The 14,960-nt window shown below is 61.6% G+C and carries 17 protein-coding genes and 1 tRNA gene; 14 read left to right on the forward strand and 4 right to left on the reverse strand.

Annotated elements, in window-relative coordinates; translation table 11 throughout:
• Positions 1-10 precede the first annotated feature (10 nt).
• From ACFOW7_RS17805 to ACFOW7_RS17820, 4 genes are all read left to right on the forward strand, one after another.
• Complete coding sequence (locus ACFOW7_RS17805; protein WP_378166860.1) at positions 11-325, forward strand: integration host factor subunit alpha; 315 nt, start codon at positions 11-13, stop codon at positions 323-325.
• Position 326: 1 nt separating this feature from the next.
• On the forward strand, positions 327-686 hold the full coding sequence (locus tag ACFOW7_RS17810) for a MerR family transcriptional regulator (protein WP_449252239.1): 360 nt from the start codon (positions 327-329) through the stop codon (positions 684-686).
• 48 nt (positions 687-734) lie between these two features.
• A tRNA-Pro gene (locus ACFOW7_RS17815) sits at positions 735-811 on the forward strand.
• 290 nt (positions 812-1,101) lie between these two features.
• Positions 1,102-1,758, forward strand: coding sequence for a hypothetical protein (locus ACFOW7_RS17820; RefSeq protein ID WP_378166864.1), 657 nt, complete (start codon positions 1,102-1,104; stop codon positions 1,756-1,758).
• Between the two features lie 197 nt (positions 1,759-1,955).
• Here the strand turns inward: ACFOW7_RS17820 and ACFOW7_RS17825 are convergent, their stop codons facing one another.
• On the reverse strand, positions 1,956-2,375 hold the full coding sequence (locus ACFOW7_RS17825; protein WP_378166866.1) for a hypothetical protein: 420 nt from the start codon (positions 2,373-2,375) through the stop codon (positions 1,956-1,958).
• 79 nt (positions 2,376-2,454) lie between these two features.
• Between ACFOW7_RS17825 and ACFOW7_RS17830 the strand changes: the two genes are divergently transcribed.
• Both ACFOW7_RS17830 and ACFOW7_RS17835 read left to right on the forward strand, forming a co-directional pair.
• Positions 2,455-3,525 (forward strand): NAD(P)H-dependent flavin oxidoreductase, encoded by a 1,071-nt coding sequence (locus tag ACFOW7_RS17830; protein WP_378166868.1) that lies wholly within the window; start codon positions 2,455-2,457, stop codon positions 3,523-3,525.
• Between the two features lie 335 nt (positions 3,526-3,860).
• Positions 3,861-4,343, forward strand: coding sequence for a hypothetical protein (locus ACFOW7_RS17835; RefSeq protein ID WP_378166870.1), 483 nt, complete (start codon positions 3,861-3,863; stop codon positions 4,341-4,343).
• A 133-nt stretch (positions 4,344-4,476) separates the two neighbouring features.
• Here the strand turns inward: ACFOW7_RS17835 and ACFOW7_RS17840 are convergent, their stop codons facing one another.
• A complete protein-coding gene (locus ACFOW7_RS17840) occupies positions 4,477-5,832 on the reverse strand; it encodes a hemolysin family protein (protein WP_378166873.1) in 1,356 nt (451 codons plus the stop codon).
• Between the two features lie 226 nt (positions 5,833-6,058).
• On the opposite strand from ACFOW7_RS17840, the gene ACFOW7_RS17845 reads away from it, so the two are divergent.
• The 5 genes from ACFOW7_RS17845 to ACFOW7_RS17865 all read left to right on the forward strand — a co-directional run bounded on the left by ACFOW7_RS17845 (position 6,059) and on the right by ACFOW7_RS17865 (position 10,268).
• Positions 6,059-6,826, forward strand: a complete 768-nt coding sequence (locus ACFOW7_RS17845) for an SDR family NAD(P)-dependent oxidoreductase (protein ID WP_378166876.1) — start codon at positions 6,059-6,061, stop codon at positions 6,824-6,826.
• Between the two features lie 100 nt (positions 6,827-6,926).
• A complete protein-coding gene (gene dtd / locus ACFOW7_RS17850; RefSeq protein WP_378166878.1) occupies positions 6,927-7,379 on the forward strand; it encodes a D-aminoacyl-tRNA deacylase in 453 nt (150 codons plus the stop codon).
• 287 nt (positions 7,380-7,666) lie between these two features.
• Positions 7,667-8,002 carry a hypothetical protein gene (locus tag ACFOW7_RS17855; protein WP_378166881.1) on the forward strand — a complete coding sequence of 112 codons (336 nt, stop codon included), beginning with the start codon at positions 7,667-7,669 and terminating at the stop codon, positions 8,000-8,002.
• 13 nt (positions 8,003-8,015) lie between these two features.
• Complete coding sequence (locus ACFOW7_RS17860) at positions 8,016-8,519, forward strand: MarR family winged helix-turn-helix transcriptional regulator (protein ID WP_378166884.1); 504 nt, start codon at positions 8,016-8,018, stop codon at positions 8,517-8,519.
• 309 nt (positions 8,520-8,828) lie between these two features.
• Positions 8,829-10,268, forward strand: coding sequence for an MATE family efflux transporter (locus tag ACFOW7_RS17865; protein ID WP_378166886.1), 1,440 nt, complete (start codon positions 8,829-8,831; stop codon positions 10,266-10,268).
• An 85-nt stretch (positions 10,269-10,353) separates the two neighbouring features.
• Here ACFOW7_RS17865 and cysK read toward each other — a convergent pair whose 3' ends face one another.
• On the reverse strand, positions 10,354-11,286 hold the full coding sequence (cysK, locus tag ACFOW7_RS17870; RefSeq protein ID WP_378166888.1) for a cysteine synthase A: 933 nt from the start codon (positions 11,284-11,286) through the stop codon (positions 10,354-10,356).
• Positions 11,287-11,574: 288 nt separating this feature from the next.
• On the opposite strand from cysK, the gene ACFOW7_RS17875 reads away from it, so the two are divergent.
• From ACFOW7_RS17875 to ACFOW7_RS17885, 3 genes are all read left to right on the forward strand, one after another.
• Entirely contained in the window at positions 11,575-12,105 is a 531-nt protein-coding gene (locus ACFOW7_RS17875; RefSeq protein ID WP_378166890.1) for a hypothetical protein, read from the forward strand.
• A gap of 114 nt (positions 12,106-12,219) precedes the next feature.
• Positions 12,220-12,723: an energy transducer TonB gene (locus tag ACFOW7_RS17880; RefSeq protein ID WP_378166892.1), complete on the forward strand. Its 504-nt coding sequence runs from the start codon at positions 12,220-12,222 to the stop codon at positions 12,721-12,723.
• Between the two features lie 5 nt (positions 12,724-12,728).
• Positions 12,729-13,838, forward strand: a complete 1,110-nt coding sequence (locus tag ACFOW7_RS17885) for a multifunctional CCA tRNA nucleotidyl transferase/2'3'-cyclic phosphodiesterase/2'nucleotidase/phosphatase (RefSeq protein WP_378166894.1) — start codon at positions 12,729-12,731, stop codon at positions 13,836-13,838.
• A gap of 254 nt (positions 13,839-14,092) precedes the next feature.
• On the opposite strand, the gene ACFOW7_RS17890 is transcribed toward ACFOW7_RS17885, so the two are convergent.
• Complete coding sequence (locus ACFOW7_RS17890; protein WP_378166896.1) at positions 14,093-14,890, reverse strand: transporter substrate-binding domain-containing protein; 798 nt, start codon at positions 14,888-14,890, stop codon at positions 14,093-14,095.
• Positions 14,891-14,960 lie beyond the last annotated feature (70 nt).

Genomic DNA, 14,960 nt, shown 5'->3' on the forward strand with positions numbered 1-14,960 from the left:
ATTTTCATCTATGACACTTACTAAAGCCGAGCTCGCAGATCTATTGTTCGACAAAGTCGGCCTCAACAAACGTGAGGCCAAGGACATGGTGGAGGCCTTCTTCGAAGAAATCCGCCTGTCACTCGAAGCCGGTGAGAGCGTCAAGCTCTCCGGTTTTGGCAATTTCCAACTGCGCGATAAACCGCAACGCCCCGGCCGCAACCCCAAGACCGGGGAGGAAATCCCGATTTCCGCGCGCCGCGTCGTCACCTTCCATGCCAGCCAAAAGCTGAAGGGCATGGTGGAAGCCAACTATGCAGACGGAAAACTCGTTACCGAGAATTGAGTTGCCGCCCATCCCCGCCAAACGCTATTTCACTATCGGTGAGGTCAGCGATCTCTGTGCCGTGAAGCCGCATGTACTGCGCTATTGGGAGCAGGAATTCACCCAATTGCGCCCGGTCAAGCGGCGCGGCAACCGGCGCTATTACCAGCACCACGAGGTGCTGCTGATCCGCCGTATTCGTACCTTGCTGTACGATCAGGGCTTTACCATCAGCGGCGCCCGCAACCAGCTCGAACAACAGGCCCTGGCCTCGTTCGAGCCGACATCGGAGCTGCCTGCCACGGCCGTGTCGGATGGCGCCGAATTGATTGCGCTGCGTACCGAATTGAAATCGCTACTGGCCTGGTTAAAAAGCGAGTAAATAGCTTGCTTTTCGGCGGAAACTCATTATAATTCGACGCTCTTCGGTCGGAGCGTGGCGCAGCCTGGTAGCGCACCTGCATGGGGTGCAGGGGGTCGGAGGTTCGAATCCTCTCGCTCCGACCAATCAAATTCAAAAGGCCAGAGATCCATTCTCTGGCCTTTTATTATTTGCGTCATTCCCAACCATTCCTTTCATGACTGGTTCAAATAGCCAGCCGTTTTTTGCCAAGCCGAATCTCTGCTTCGCTAACGGCGACGCGCTGGTCATCCCGACAATCTCCGCAGCAAATCAATTTCTCAGTATAAAAAATACTGTCAAGTCGAGTGCTTTTGTTCAAGGCTTGGTTGAAACTATTTTCAAGAAATATGTAAAATTATTGTTTTGTGATTTTCTTTTTTGATGGATGCTGCCAATGCGTACTCTGATTAGTCTTCTCGTTGTGACAACTTTGACTTCCGGCTGTGTCTCGATCAATAGGCTGCCGCTCGATGGAAAGCTGGCCCCCACGCTCAAAGACCAGGTAATCACCCATACCGTGCGCGAAAAGCCCAGTTTTGTGGCGATGACTCCCGGTAGCGCTGCATTGGGGATATTGGGTGCGGCGGCAATGATTTCCCAGGGTAATTCGATTATTCGTGAAAATAAGGTGGCAGACCCCGCAGACAGTATCGCGGCGGATGTGGCCAAGTTGCTCAGTGAGCAACACGGCACCCGTTTTGTCACCAGCCCGATTTCGGTCAACTCGAATAATGTGGCCCAGATCGCGACGGCAGTAAGTGGCAAAGCCCGCTTTGTGGTCGATGTGGAGACGCTGGACTGGTCTTTTGTCTATTTCCCTACCGACTGGTCGCACTATCGGGTGAGCTATCGCGCCCGTGCCCGTGTGATCGATGCAGACAGCAAAACGGTCATTGCCGAAGGTGCCTGCCAGCGTATGCCCGATCAAGCGGCCAATGCCCCGACCTACGACGAACTGCTCGCCGCCGAGGCCACGCTGCTGAAGAAGGAACTGGCGCTTGCGGCAGAGGCTTGTGTAAAGACCCTGCGCACTGAAATGCTGGTGCTCTGACCGCCACGGATATTGCACAGATCAGGCAGCTTCGGCTGCCTTTTCTTTTGCGCTCAGGGGGCTGCTGGGAGGCCGAGAAGAGGGAGTTGAGGCAGACTCCACAAAAATAAAATTTCAGGAAAATAGCTTGCTAGGACCGTAGCCATCTACAAGCAAAACTGAAAATTTACGGATGGTTCTGCTTTTTGCCACCTGCCTCAATCACTACTACTGCTGCTCGAACTGCTGCTATCCGACGAGGAGGACCCGCTGTCGTAACTGCTGCTGCCGCTGTCATGCGAAGACGAGCTGTGGTGATGATCCGGCTCGATATGGTGATGATGGAAGGTCGGGGTGACGTCGCTGACGGCATCAGCCGCCACCAGGGCACCGGGAGAGGCTTCGACACCGCTGGCGGCATAGACCGTGGACGATGAGGGCTCATCGCTGCTGTCCCCGCCGCTGTGACGCTGGCGCAGCCGCTCGCGCTTGCGGCGGTTGATAAAGATCAGCACCCCCAGGGGCAGCAAGCCGCAGAACAGCAGCAGAAAGATCCCCATCCCGGCGTGGCCCGTCATCAGACAGACCACCCCGACAGTCACGATCACATAGAAATAGCCCAGAGCGACGATCAGCATGGTGGCAATTATTCAAGCAAGCGCTTGAATGAAAAGTTAAAATCGAAGCCTATTGTGTCATCGAGTGGAGCCTTGCGTCATGCGCACCCGCCTTACTGAGCTGTTTGGCATCGATCACCCCATCGTTTGCCCCGGCATGAGCTATATCGCCGTTCCCGAACTGGTCGCCGCGGTCGGCAACGCCGGCGGTCTGGGCATTCTCGCTACCGGACCGCTCAATGCCGAGCAGACCCGTGCCGCGATCCGGCGCGTCCGGGCCTTGAGCGATCGGCCGTTCGGGGTGGGCGTCACTCTGCTGATGCCTGGTGCTGCCGATAACGCCCGGGTGGCGCTCGAAGAAAAAGTCCCGGTGATCAATTTCTCACTCGGCAAGGGTGACTGGATCGTCAAAGCCGCCCACGCTTATGGCGGTCGGGTGGTCGCCACCGTCACCACCGAAAAGCACGCCCGGTCGGCTCAGTCGGTCGGGGCCGATGCGCTGCTGGTAACCGGCCATGAGGCGGCGGCCCATGGTGGTTCCGTGACCAGCCTGACGCTGATTCCGACGATCCGCGACGCCGTGGACCTTCCGCTGATCGCTGCCGGCGGCTTTGCTGACGGTCGTGGCCTGATTGCCGCCTTGGCGCTCGGGGCCGACGCAGTGGCAATGGGTACGCGGCTGGCGGCCACGCGCGACAGTCCAGTCCATGCCGACACCAAGGCGCTGATTGTGGCCAAGCAGGTCGATCAGACCCTGTACAACAAGAATTTCGACGGCCTCTACTGCCGCATCATGGATACCCCCACCGCACGGCGCAAAAGCCGCCGGCCGATGAGCCTGCTCGAAGCGCTGCCACGCGCGCTGCTGGCGGCGCGGCGGATCGGGATGCCGCTTGCCAAGGTCCTGGCCGGGGCGGTGGCTGAACCGGCAGCCATCAAACAATTGGCCCAGTTTGGCGCGGCGACCGAGTCGATCCGTCTGGCTATCGAAGAAGGCGACCATCAACGCGGCGTGCAATTGATCGGCCAGGCGCAAGGGCTGGTCCGCGACCTGCCCAGTGTGGCGGAGCTGTTCGAACGGGTGCTGGCCGAGGCCGAACAGGTCGGCAGAAACGTGGCGCTGGCGTCCTCCCACGCCCACCGCGAGCACAAAGCGCCGCAAGTTGCCTGATTCCCTGCCAATCCAATAGCGCCGCCAGCGACCTGGCGTCTTCCTGGCGGCGTTTTGGTTTGGCTGGCGGGAAGAGGCGGCAGCAATGGCGCATTGCCATGTAAACCGGCGTCGCTGCTGAGTCTGGTGGAGCGCTGTACGCCTGCGCTCTGAGATCCGGACACGCTGATGCCGGATGGGCTGGAAATGCTCTGGTGCCGGGTCTGTTGTGTCGATCGCTGGTGGGCGCAGCGAAGAGGCGGAGCGTGCCGTTGAACCGAAAACGGTGGGGGCGAAGTTACCCCGCGGAGTACGCCCTGAAGACCCTGCGCCGCCTGTCCCTGCTGGCTTGGCTCGTGCCTGTGCAAGCCGCTGGACCAGCCGTCTCCTGGCCACCACAGCCAGAGGAAATCAAAGCGCTCTACAGCCGCTTCTCCCACTCTGGCTGGCGCGAAATCCAGACCACCATCGGTCCTGATGGCCAAGTGGTCTGTATCCATCACGCCCGCGGCGAGGAAAGCCGCTATCGGCTCAAGCTGTCGGCACAACGCTGGCTGCAACTGAGGCAGTTGCTGGTGCAGCACCGTCCGCAGCCCAATGTTGCGGCGGGAGAGCTGCAGGACCCCCATCGCGCCACCCTCGATCTGACCTTGCGCCTGAAGTCGGGTGAAGTGCTGCGGCAGTCCTTGCAGATCGCTGCCCATGGCGACCGGGCGGCGACGGTGCTTCATCAAGCCATTGACGCGGTGTATCGGGCGGCAGAAGAAAACCGTCTGATGCGGCAACAGTGGCAGAAATCGAGACAGCCTGATCCACTGCTTGCGGCGATGTGGTGGTGATGAAAAAATTTATTTTTAAATGTAATCAGCCATAGATCTTGCGGTTGTTTTGCGGAAAATTTGTATTCTGGGTGAGGCAGCAGAAAAAGCGCCGATCTGACCGGCTGGATCAGATCGGCGCGTGCTGACTGGCTTATTCCTTGTCTTTTTCCTTGGACGTGCCGTTGTCGGGCTGGATCGCATCGAGCATCAGGCCGACGATGCCTTCAATCGGTTTGGCGGTTGCCAGCACCTTGTCGATGCGCTTGCCGTCCATATCGACCACTTCGAAATTCCAGTCGCCCCATTCGGTGACGTCGGCGGTATTGGGCAGACGGCCCAGCAGCAGCATCATCATGCCTGACAGGGTGTGGTAGCGGCCCTTGTCTTCCTCGGGGACATTCTTGAGGCCAAGCCTGTCCTTGAGTTCGGGAATCGGAATCAGGCCGTCGAGCAGCCAGGAGCCGTCATCGCGCTGTACCGCCCAGGCATCTTCGACCCGGCCCGGCTGGAATTCGCCGGTGACGGCTTCGAGCACGTCTTGCAGCGTGACCAGGCCTTCGACCTCGCCGTATTCATCGATCACAAACACCATCTGCATGCTGGTGACGCGGAAATGCTCCAGCAGGCCGGTACCGGTCAGCGACTCGGGCACATAGACCGGCGCCTGCAGATTGGCGCGCAGATCGGGCTTTTTGCCTTTGAGGGTCTGGCTGAGCAGCTGCTTGGCATTGACGATGCCCAGCAGGTTGTTGAGCCCGCCTGCACAGACCGGGAAGCGGGAATGCTCAGACTCGGCCACCTTGGCCAGATTGACGTCGAGCGGCTCTTCGACGTCGAGATAGACGATATCGGAGCGCGGAATCATCAGCGAGCCGATCTGTCGGTCGTCGAGCCGGAACACATTGCGCACCATCTCGTGCTGGTGCTGCTCGATCACGCCGGCTTCCGAACCTTCTTCGAGCAGGGCGTGGATTTCTTCTTCGGTGACGCTCGGACCGTTCTGATCCTTGACGCCCATCAGCCGCAGCAGGGTATTGGTCGAGAAGGTCAGCATACGCACAAACGGTCGGGACGCGACCGCCAGGCCATGCATCGGCTTGGCGACCAGCCGGGCAATGGCCTCCGGGCTGATCTGGCCAATGCGCTTGGGCACCAGCTCGCCGACCACGATCGAGACATAGGTAATCACCACCACCACCAGCACCGTCGAGGTGATATCGCTGGCGCGGTCGGCCATGCCAAGGCTCTTGAGCCAGGCGGAGAACGGCTCGGCCAGCACCGACTCACCGAAGATACCGTTGAGCAGGGTGATCGAGGTAATGCCGATCTGGATGGTGGAAAGGAAACGGGTGGGGTCTTCCCCGAGTTTGACGGCCAGGGCGGCACTACCGTCGCCATCGGCAGCCAGTTTGGCCAACCGGGCCTTGCGCGCTGTCACCAGCGCGATTTCCGACATGGCAAATACCCCGTTGAGCAGAATCAGCCCGATCAGGATCAGTACTTCCATATGGCGCCTCCTCGAGTCCGGGATGGGGGGAGGCCGGGCGCCATTGTCGGGCGCAGCGGGGGGATTGTGAATACAATGAATGGCGGACGACTACCCATAGCACGGGGACGGCTTGCGTCCCCGCTTTTCCTTTCTGTGTTGTCAAGATAGGGTTCGTCCATCATACATACCCAAGCCGCTGGCGGCCACCTGAGCCGCCGCCGTGCCCGACCCAGGAGGAAAGCCCATGGCCAGGTTGCTCAATAAATACGCCCTGATCACCGGCGCCGCCCACGGCATCGGTCGTGCCACCGCCCTGTTGTTTGCGCGTGAAGGCGCCCAGGTGGCGGTGTGCGATATCGACGACCGTGCCGCCGAGCAACTGGCTGATGAAATCCGCGCCGCCGGCTATATGGCCGTGGCCAGAAAGCTCGATGTGGCCGATGAAGGCTCGGTCAGTGCGGTGATGAAAGCCCTCCACGCCGACTGGGGCCGGCTCGATGTCCTGGTCAACAACGCCGGCATCGTCGGCAGCAATGCCCCCACCCATAAGCACGAAGTGGCCGACTGGGATCTGGTGATGGCCGTCAATGTGCGGGGCGTCATGCTGTGCACCAAACATGCCATTCCTTTGTTGCGTGCTGCCGGCGGCGGCAGCATCGTCAATCTTTCCTCGGTCTACGGCATCGTCGGCGCACCCGATTCGCCGGCCTACCATGCCAGCAAAGGCGCGGTACGGCTGATGAGCAAGACCGATGCATTGCTCTACGCCAAGAATAAAATCCGGGTCAATTCGCTTCATCCCGGCTTTGTCGCCACCCCCTTGCTCGATGCCCAGGCCGGAGCAAGCGGCAATCCCGAGCTGTTCCGCCAGTATCTGCTCTCCCACCACCCGATCGGCCGGCTGGCCGAGCCGGAAGATATCGCCTATGGCGTGCTGTATCTGGCCTCGGACGAGTCGTCCTTCGTCACCGGTTCGGAACTGGTGATCGATGGTGGGTATACCGCAAGATAAATATTTCCTTTCTGTATATAGGCCGCTCTGTGTCTTGCAGAGTATGGGCTGGATATTTTCTAATAAGCCCTCTTGCCACAGAGAGACGAAGGAGTGGGCCATGCGAGTGCTGGTGCAGCGCGTGAGCCAGGCGGCAGTCGAGGTCGAGGGCCGGACGGTTGGGCGGATCGGCCCGGGGATGCTGCTGCTGGTCGGGGTCGAAGCCAGTGATGGCGACAGCGATATCGACTGGCTGGTGGAGAAGCTGGTCAAGCTGCGGATCTTCCCCGACGAGGCCGGGGTGATGAACCGCTCGCTGCTCGACCGTGGCGGCGAAGCGCTGGCGGTGAGTCAGTTCACCTTGTTTGCCAGCTATCGCAAAGGCAATCGGCCATCGTGGAGCCGGGCGGCGGCAGGGGAATTGTCGCGGCCGCTGTTCGAGCGCTTTGTGACGCAACTGTCCCAGCGACTGGGGCGGCCGGTGCCGACCGGGGTATTCGGGGCCGATATGCAGGTACAGCTCACCAATGATGGCCCAGTCACGCTATGGCTCGATTCGCGCGCGCCCGAATAAGATCGGGCCCGATTCGCCATTGACGAGCGAACGGATTTTTCGCTAAATTCGCCGGGTTAGCGCCGATTTGACCGACAGCTTGCGGGCGCTCAATAAATCCGGCTAAAGCGTGGTCAATCGCCGAGACGGTTCGCCGTCCCGATCGCCCGCGAGCCGAATTCCGGCCGCGGGCTTTTTGTTTTGCCGGCAAGGTGCGCCTCTTGCATGGTGGACACAGTCGCCGCCATGAAAGCGTTGCCCGCTGTCAACGGGCGGCGCAGCTCAACGTTAGTGCTGGGAGATACCCGATGTACGATTGCCTGCTCGAAGATAATCCGGCTCAGTTCGATACCGCCGCCACCCCGGTTGCCCGTCCTGTCACCCTGGCCTGGAGCGGTTTCCGACTCGAAAAGCATTATGCCGGACGCAGTTGGGCACGCTTTTCCGTGCGGCGCGACGACGATTACGGCGTATTGAGCCGCTTGCGCGAGGCAGCGTTGTACCTCGGATGCGAGGTGGACAGACTGGACGACGGCAGCATCGTCGTCGTCGGCCTGACCTTGAACGAAACCCTTGCGCTCAGCGAACGCTTCGGCGAACGGCTGGCGGTCGAAGCGACCCTGGCCGGGCAGGCGCGCTTTTGACCGACCGACCATAGTGACGACCGACGACACTGTTTCCGTTTCCTCCTCCATCCAAGACCCGCGCCGCCATCTGGCACTTGAAGCCTTGAAGCGGTTTCGGGTCCTGTTCAAGTCGGCCAGCAATCCTTACGAATCGGCCGAACAATGTGCCGGTCTGACCGGTGCCCAGCTCTGGGCCCTGGCCGAAGTTGCCCAGGCTGACAATCTGACCGTCAATGGCCTGGCCGAGGCAATGGCGGTCCATCAATCGACTGCCAGCAATCTGATCGACAAACTCGACCACAAGGGTCTGGTGCTGCGGCTGCGCGACCCCTACGACCGCCGGGTCGTGCGGCTGCGGCCCACTCCGAGCGGCCAGGCGGTTCTGGCCTCGGCACCGGGACCGGCGGCCGGCATCCTGCCCGACGCCTTGCTGCGACTGGCGCCGGAAAAGCTCGAACAGCTCAACGAACTGCTCAACGAGCTGGCCCATCTGCTCCATCCCGCGAGCGGCGAAGCCAGCCAGTTGTCGCGCTAAGTTCCGCCCCCTGGGTTGAATCACACAAAGTCCCCGTCGTTACTCCGGCACAGCCGGCGGGTCCGGCGCCTATTGGCCGTTTCGTCTGATGCGAAACGGCATCTGGCCGCTTTGGCGGCTCCCGCTCGTTGATCACAGCGATTCTGTCCTAGTGTTTTAGTGACTTCTGTCTCTTCCCTTGGCCTGGGGCTTGGGTGGATATTTCCTGGAGTCGGTATAAGATCACGCATCTCCGCCGGCAGTGCGCTGCCGGCCGGCCGTCGTCGTTTCTGATCGGCGACGCAATCTCCCATCCGGAAAGTCTCAACTATGTCCTATCCCCGTCTCAACTCCTGGACTGACGTCCGCCGTGAAGTGGCGGCGCTGTGGAGTCTCGCCTGGCCCATCCTGACCGGCCAGCTCGCTTCCATCGGTATGGCGGTGGCCGATGTGGCCATGGCCGGCCACTATGGCGCCGAGGATCTGGCCGCCGTATCGCTTGGTGCCTCGGTCTGGTCGATTGTCGTCGTCACCTTGATGGGGCTGATGATGTCGATCAACCCGACCGTGGCCCACCATGTCGGTGCCGGCGAATCGGACCGTATCGGCCATGTGGTGCGCCAGGGGCTGTGGAAGTCGCTGATCGTGGGCCTGGTCGCCTTTACCCTGACCAATCTGGCGGCCCTGGTGTTCGATGTCATGCAGATCGAGCCGGGCGTGCGCGACAAGGCCAAGATGTTTGTCCATATCAGCAGCTTCGGTCTGCCTGCGTTTGCAGCGTATCGGGTGCTGTACGGCTATAGCGCCAGCCTTAACCAGACCAAGCCGATGATGGTGATCTCCATCGTGGCGCTGGCATTCAATATCGTGGCCAATTACGGGCTGATCTACGGCAATTTCGGTCTGCCCGAGATGGGCGGGGTCGGCTGTGCCGTGGCCACTGCGCTCGGTCTGTGGCTGGTGCTGATTGCCATGGTCTGGTGGATTCGCCGTGCCCCGGTCTATCGCGACACCAATCCGTTCGAGCGCTTTGAGGGGCCCAAGCGTGAAGAAATCTCCACGCTGTTCAGGATCGGCATTCCGATCGGCATCACCTATTTTGCCGAATCGAGTGCCTTTGGCCTGATTGCCTTGCTGGTGGCCAAGTTCGGCGCCGTCGAAGTGGCGGCCCACCAGATCGCGCTCAATTTCTCCTCGCTGGTATTCATGGTGCCGCTGTCGCTGGGTCTTGGCCTGATCACCCGGGTCGGCCACGCCCTGGGCGAAGGCGATCCGCGTGCTGCCCGTTTTCGTTCCTGGGTCGGGGTGGGACTTGCGCTGATCCTGGCCGTGTTGTCGGCCACCTTGATCGCGGCCGGCAACGATCTGATCGCGGCGGCCTATACCAGTGATCTGGCGATTGCCCGGCTGGCGGCCCATCTGCTGATCTTTGCCGCGCTGTTCCAGTTGTCGGACGCCACTCAGGTCGCCACGTCGTGCGCCATCCGGGGCTATAAGGTGACGCGGCCGCCGATGGTGATCCATATGACTGCCTTCTGGGGCTTCAGCCTGCCGCTGGGCTGCGCGCTGGGGCTGGCTCCCGACTGGCTGCCTTGGCGGCCCGAGCGGCCGCTGGCGGCGGAAGGATTCTGGATCAGCCTGGTGGTCGGCCTGACCGTGGCGGCGGTGCTGCTGTGCTGGTTCCTGGCGCGGCTGACGCGCCGTTGGATCGATGAGCGCGAGCCGGACAAGACGGCGATTGGGGAGAGATTGGCAGGAGAGCAAAAATAAAATAATAGGTAAAAACTCTGCAAGGTCTGGTGATAAAAAAGGAGGATAAATAAAATATCCTCCTTTTTCTTTTGCTGTATCCACCTTAGTCCATCAGCCCCTGGAACAGCGCGGTGGACAGATAACGCTCACCGTAGGACGGAATCACCACCACCAGCAATTTACCGGCACTGTCCGGCCGGGCCGCGACCTGCAAGGCTGCCCAGACTGCCGCGCCCGAAGAAATGCCGACCAGCAGCCCTTCCTCGGTCGCCATCCGGCGGGCGGTGGTAAAGGCGTCCTCGTTCTTCACCCGGATCACCTCGTCGTAAATCGCCGTATTGAGTACCGCCGGTATAAAGCCGGCGCCGATGCCCTGGATCGGATGCGGCCCCTTGCTGCCGCCTGACAGCACGGGGCTCGCGTCGGGTTCGACCGCCACTGCCTGGAACGAGGGTTTACGGGCTTTGAGCACTTCCCCCACGCCCGTGATGGTGCCGCCGGTGCCGACGCCGGCGATCAGGATATCGACCTGGCCGTCGGTATCGTTCCAGATCTCCTCGGCAGTGGTATCACGGTGGATGGCCGGGTTAGCCGGGTTTTCAAATTGTTGCGGCATGAAATAACCAGGGTTATTGGCAACGATCTCGCGTGCCCGGTTGACCGCGCCGGCCATGCCTTCGGGGCCTGGGGTCAGCACCAGCTCGGCACCGTAGCCACGCAGCAGGGCGCGTCTTTCCTTCGACATGGTTTCGGGCATGGTCAGGATGCAGCGGTAGCCGCGCGCCGCACACACCATCGCCAGACCGATGCCCGTATTGCCCGAAGTCGGCTCGACCACCACGGTGCCGGGCTGTAGCCGTCCCGCTTGTTCGGCGGCGTCGATCATGGCGACGGCGATGCGGTCCTTGACGCTATGGGACGGGTTGAAGAATTCCAGCTTGGCCACCAGACGACCGGGCAGCCCGGCGCCGAGGCGCTGTAGTTCGACCAGCGGGGTATTGCCGATCAGATGGGTGATATCAGGCGCGATACGCATAAAAAGCTCCTGCAAGCAGATAGGGAATGAATGGCGCTCAGTCAGCGTCCGAGCCGTTTCGCCAGCGAGGCGCAAAGACAATCCGGACACTGCCCAAGCCGGTGGTTGGCTGTATTGCCCGCCTTGAGCCTGCGCGGGACCGAGGTGGAATCCATCCGCCTTGTTCGGGGTTTCGTCGCAAAAGGGTGGGGTGAAGACAGGCTGGCTGACTAGGCTGCACCAGCTTGTCACCGGCTTCGGACGACAGGTTCGATATCCAATAAACGTAAATCTTAGGAGAACTTGATCATGTTGCGTATCTTGCTGTCGCTGGCATTGCTGGTTCCGGTTGCCGCTGCCGATACCGATTTCATTTACCGTGATGGTGAGCCGCTTGCCGGCTCCCATATTCGCCCGATCCGTCTGCGTTCCCCCTTGCCCTACGACAAGCGCTACGACCAGCTGGACGCCCGCGAGCGCGAGCGGCTGCGCGCCAATTACCGGGAGATGCCGGTCAACTGTGAACCGCCGTTCCCCGAAGCGGGTCTGAAGCCACTGTTGCGGGAACTGGTGCGCTTGCAGGATCAAAAAGGTCTCGACGGCCAGGGCAGCTTGAGTCTGCTGGCCCAGGTCGATGCCAAGGGCGAAGTGGCCTCGGTGGCCGCCTTGGAGAGTCCCTCACCCGAACTGGGCGCGCTGGGCAGCGTCATCCTGTTCAATACCCGCTTCAAGCCGGCCCGCTGCGATGGCACGCCGCTGGCGATGGACTATCTATTGGAAGTGGAACTGGTCGATCTGCTCAGCCAGGGTGTCTCCGGCCGGGCGCTGACCCGCCGCTGACCCGCCGCTGAACCAGACAGATCGACCACAGCGTCCCACCTCGGCTTAAGATGCCGCACTGCGCCGACGCCTGGCCGTCGGCGCATTCTATTAAATCACTGTGGAAGATCCTTTATGTCTCGCATGCTGTTGAGTCTGCTGTGCTTTGCCACGGTGGCCGCCGCTGAGCCTTATACCTACCGCGACGGTGAAGCCTCCGGTGCCGGCGAGGCACCCGCCCGGCTGGTTTCACCGGTGCCGTTCGATAAACGCTACGAACAACTCAACGAGGCAGAACGCACTGCCCTGCGCAGCCGCCAGACCCTGCCGGCCGAGTGCGAGCCGCCGTTTCCGCTCGAAGGCTGGCGCCCACTGTTTGAACAATTGACCCGCTATCAGGCCCGCAGCGGTATCGATGTGGCAGGGCAGATGGCCTTTACCTTGCAAGTCGATCAGGCCGGCACCGTTACCGACGTGACCATACAGCGCAGCCCGTCGGAGCGGCTCAACCGGATGGCCAGCCAATTGCTGCGCGATGTGCCGTTCAAGCCGGCCCGCTGCAAGGGCGAGGCCAGTGCCATGGCCTATAAGCTCGATTTCGAGCTGCTGGCGCCGCCCAATCGGGTCGAGAGGGACTGAGGCCGATGAAAAGCTATCTCGTGGGTGGCTGCGTCCGCGACAAACTGCTCGGTCTGCCGCAGCAGGACCGCGACCATGTGGTGGTCGGCGCTTCGGCCGAGCAGATGGAAGCGCTGGGCTACAAGCCCGTCGGCAAGGACTTTCCGGTCTTCCTCCATCCGCAGACGCACGAGGAGTACGCCCTGGCCCGCACCGAGCGCAAATCGGGGCATGGCTACCGCGGCTTCACTGTCTATGCCGCGCCCGATGTCACGCTGGAACAGGATCTGGCCCGGCGCGACCTGACCCTGAACGCCATCGCCGAAGACCACGATGGCCGTCTGATCGATCCCTTCGGCGGCCAACGCGATATCGAGGCCGGCATCCTGCGCCATGTGTCGGCCGCCTTTGCCGAAGACCCGGTGCGTATCCTGCGGCTGGCGCGTTTCGTGGCCCGCTTCGGCTTTCGCGTCGCGCCCGAGACCATGGCGCTATGCCGACAGATGGTCGACCAGGGCGAAGTCGATCATCTGGTGCCCGAGCGGGTCTGGCAGGAAGTCGCCAAGGGCTTGCAGGAAAGGCGGCCGTCACCGATGTTCCGCACCTTGCGCGAATGCGGCGCACTGGCCCGGCTGCTGCCCGAGCTGGCACAGCATTTCGACTCGGCCGGCGAGCGTGCGCTGCGCGTGCTCGATGCGGTGGCGCAAGCGCAGGCTTCGCTGGAGATCCGCTTTGCCGTGCTGGTCAGTGCGCTGCCATCGGTGGCGGCCATGGAGACGCTGAGCCAGCGTCTGCGCGCTCCCAATGACTGCCGCGATCTGGCGGTGATGGGATGGCGGGAGCGCGAGGCCATCGCGGCGGCCGAATCGCTCGATGGCGCAGCGGTGCTCGATCTGCTGTTGCGCTGCGATGCGCTGCGTAAACCTGCCCGTTTTGCCGATCTGCTGCGGGTCTGCGGCGCGCTGGCGACCGATGGCGGCCATGATTACCACCCAGCCGATTGGCTCGTCCGTCGTCTGGCAGCCGTTGCAGCCGTCGATGGCGGTGCGATTGCCAGAACCTGTGCAGCGCCGGCCGATATTCCCGCCGCTGTGCGCGCGGCCCGGCTGGCGGCTATCGAGCAGCTGGAAGACTGAAGTCGGCTTGGACGGTTCGTCGGACGGGCCGTTTTTCGCGTGAGCCGCATGGCGGCTGATTGTCGGTTCCCGGACCCCCGTCAGCCACTGTGCGGCTCAGTCTTTATGGGGAGGTGGCTGCCGTTGTCTTCTGCCGGTCGGGAGCTGATCTTGTCGAGGAACCGTCCTTGCCTGTCATGGACAGGAGACATGAGCGGTGCGGCTGGACTCAAGGGGAGGGGAGGCGGGACGCGGCTGCGCCCCGGCCGGTAGGGTCAACCGCCGCGGATCTTGAAAGTCCGCACCAGTGGGACCGCAGACTGCGGGCCAAACCAGCGCTTGAAGATACGGTCGGCTTCGCCGTTGTTTTCCATCTCGATCAAGGTGTCGTTGACGGTCTTGAGCAGCCGTTTTTCCCCTTTGCGCACGCCGATGCCATAGGCTTCGGTCGAGACCGAGAAGCTCGACAGCTCATAGGCCGTGCGATTGGGCATCTTGGCCAGCAGACCGGCCAGAATCGGCTCGTCGGTGCTGATGCCATCGAGTTTGCCTTCTTCAAGGAATTTGAGCGCTTGCGGGTTGTCATCAAAGGACACCACATTGGCGGCCGGGAATTCCTTGCGCAACTGGGCTTCCGAGGTGGTGCCGCGCGCAACGCCCACGGTGGCGCCACGCAGCTCATTGACGGTGGGGAAGCGGCCGCGCTTGGCCAGTACCTTTTGACCCGTCACAAAGTAGCCATAGCTGAAATCGATCTCACGTTCGCGCTCATGGGTCTTGGTCAGGGTGCCAATGACCAGGTCGACCTGGCCGTTCTTGAGCATCGGCAAGCGTTCGGCCGGCAACAGATCGCGCACGGTCAGCTTGGCGCCGAGCTTCTTGGCGATGGCCGCGCCGAAATCAACGTCGTAGCCCGAGACAGTCTTGTCGGGATTGAACATCCCGAACGGTGGCGCATCGGCAATCACGCCGACCACCAGGCTGCCTTTGCGTTGAATATCGTCGAGTTGGTCAGCCTGGACCGAGCCGGCCAGCAAGGCCAGCAGCACGGCGGCTAATCGTGGGAATTTCATTGGAATCTATCCTTAGCGGAGGGCAGTATCGGTGAAAGCTATGGGATATGTCGTACAAGCGACATGATTT

The organism is Chitinimonas lacunae (assembly GCF_042650885.1).
Classification (GTDB): Bacteria; Pseudomonadota; Gammaproteobacteria; order Burkholderiales; family Chitinimonadaceae; genus Chitinimonas_A; species Chitinimonas_A lacunae.

What these genes read in the sequence shown, in the direction of transcription:
- ACFOW7_RS17855 (WP_378166881.1), top strand. Translation starts at nt 7,667, where the DNA reads ATGTACGATTGCCTGCTCGAAGATAATCCGGCTCAGTTCGATACCGCC.
- ACFOW7_RS17820 (WP_378166864.1), top strand. Translation starts at nt 1,102, where the DNA reads ATGCGTACTCTGATTAGTCTTCTCGTTGTGACAACTTTGACTTCCGGC.
- ACFOW7_RS17880 (WP_378166892.1), top strand. Translation starts at nt 12,220, where the DNA reads ATGTCTCGCATGCTGTTGAGTCTGCTGTGCTTTGCCACGGTGGCCGCC.
- ACFOW7_RS17845 (WP_378166876.1), top strand. Translation starts at nt 6,059, where the DNA reads ATGGCCAGGTTGCTCAATAAATACGCCCTGATCACCGGCGCCGCCCAC.
- dtd (WP_378166878.1), top strand. Translation starts at nt 6,927, where the DNA reads ATGCGAGTGCTGGTGCAGCGCGTGAGCCAGGCGGCAGTCGAGGTCGAG.
- ACFOW7_RS17865 (WP_378166886.1), top strand. Translation starts at nt 8,829, where the DNA reads ATGTCCTATCCCCGTCTCAACTCCTGGACTGACGTCCGCCGTGAAGTG.
- ACFOW7_RS17805 (WP_378166860.1), top strand. Translation starts at nt 11, where the DNA reads ATGACACTTACTAAAGCCGAGCTCGCAGATCTATTGTTCGACAAAGTC.
- ACFOW7_RS17885 (WP_378166894.1), top strand. Translation starts at nt 12,729, where the DNA reads ATGAAAAGCTATCTCGTGGGTGGCTGCGTCCGCGACAAACTGCTCGGT.
- cysK (WP_378166888.1), bottom strand. Translation starts at nt 11,286, where the DNA reads ATGCGTATCGCGCCTGATATCACCCATCTGATCGGCAATACCCCGCTG.
- ACFOW7_RS17890 (WP_378166896.1), bottom strand. Translation starts at nt 14,890, where the DNA reads ATGAAATTCCCACGATTAGCCGCCGTGCTGCTGGCCTTGCTGGCCGGC.
- ACFOW7_RS17875 (WP_378166890.1), top strand. Translation starts at nt 11,575, where the DNA reads ATGTTGCGTATCTTGCTGTCGCTGGCATTGCTGGTTCCGGTTGCCGCT.
- ACFOW7_RS17840 (WP_378166873.1), bottom strand. Translation starts at nt 5,832, where the DNA reads ATGGAAGTACTGATCCTGATCGGGCTGATTCTGCTCAACGGGGTATTT.
- ACFOW7_RS17825 (WP_378166866.1), bottom strand. Translation starts at nt 2,375, where the DNA reads ATGCTGATCGTCGCTCTGGGCTATTTCTATGTGATCGTGACTGTCGGG.
- ACFOW7_RS17830 (WP_378166868.1), top strand. Translation starts at nt 2,455, where the DNA reads ATGCGCACCCGCCTTACTGAGCTGTTTGGCATCGATCACCCCATCGTT.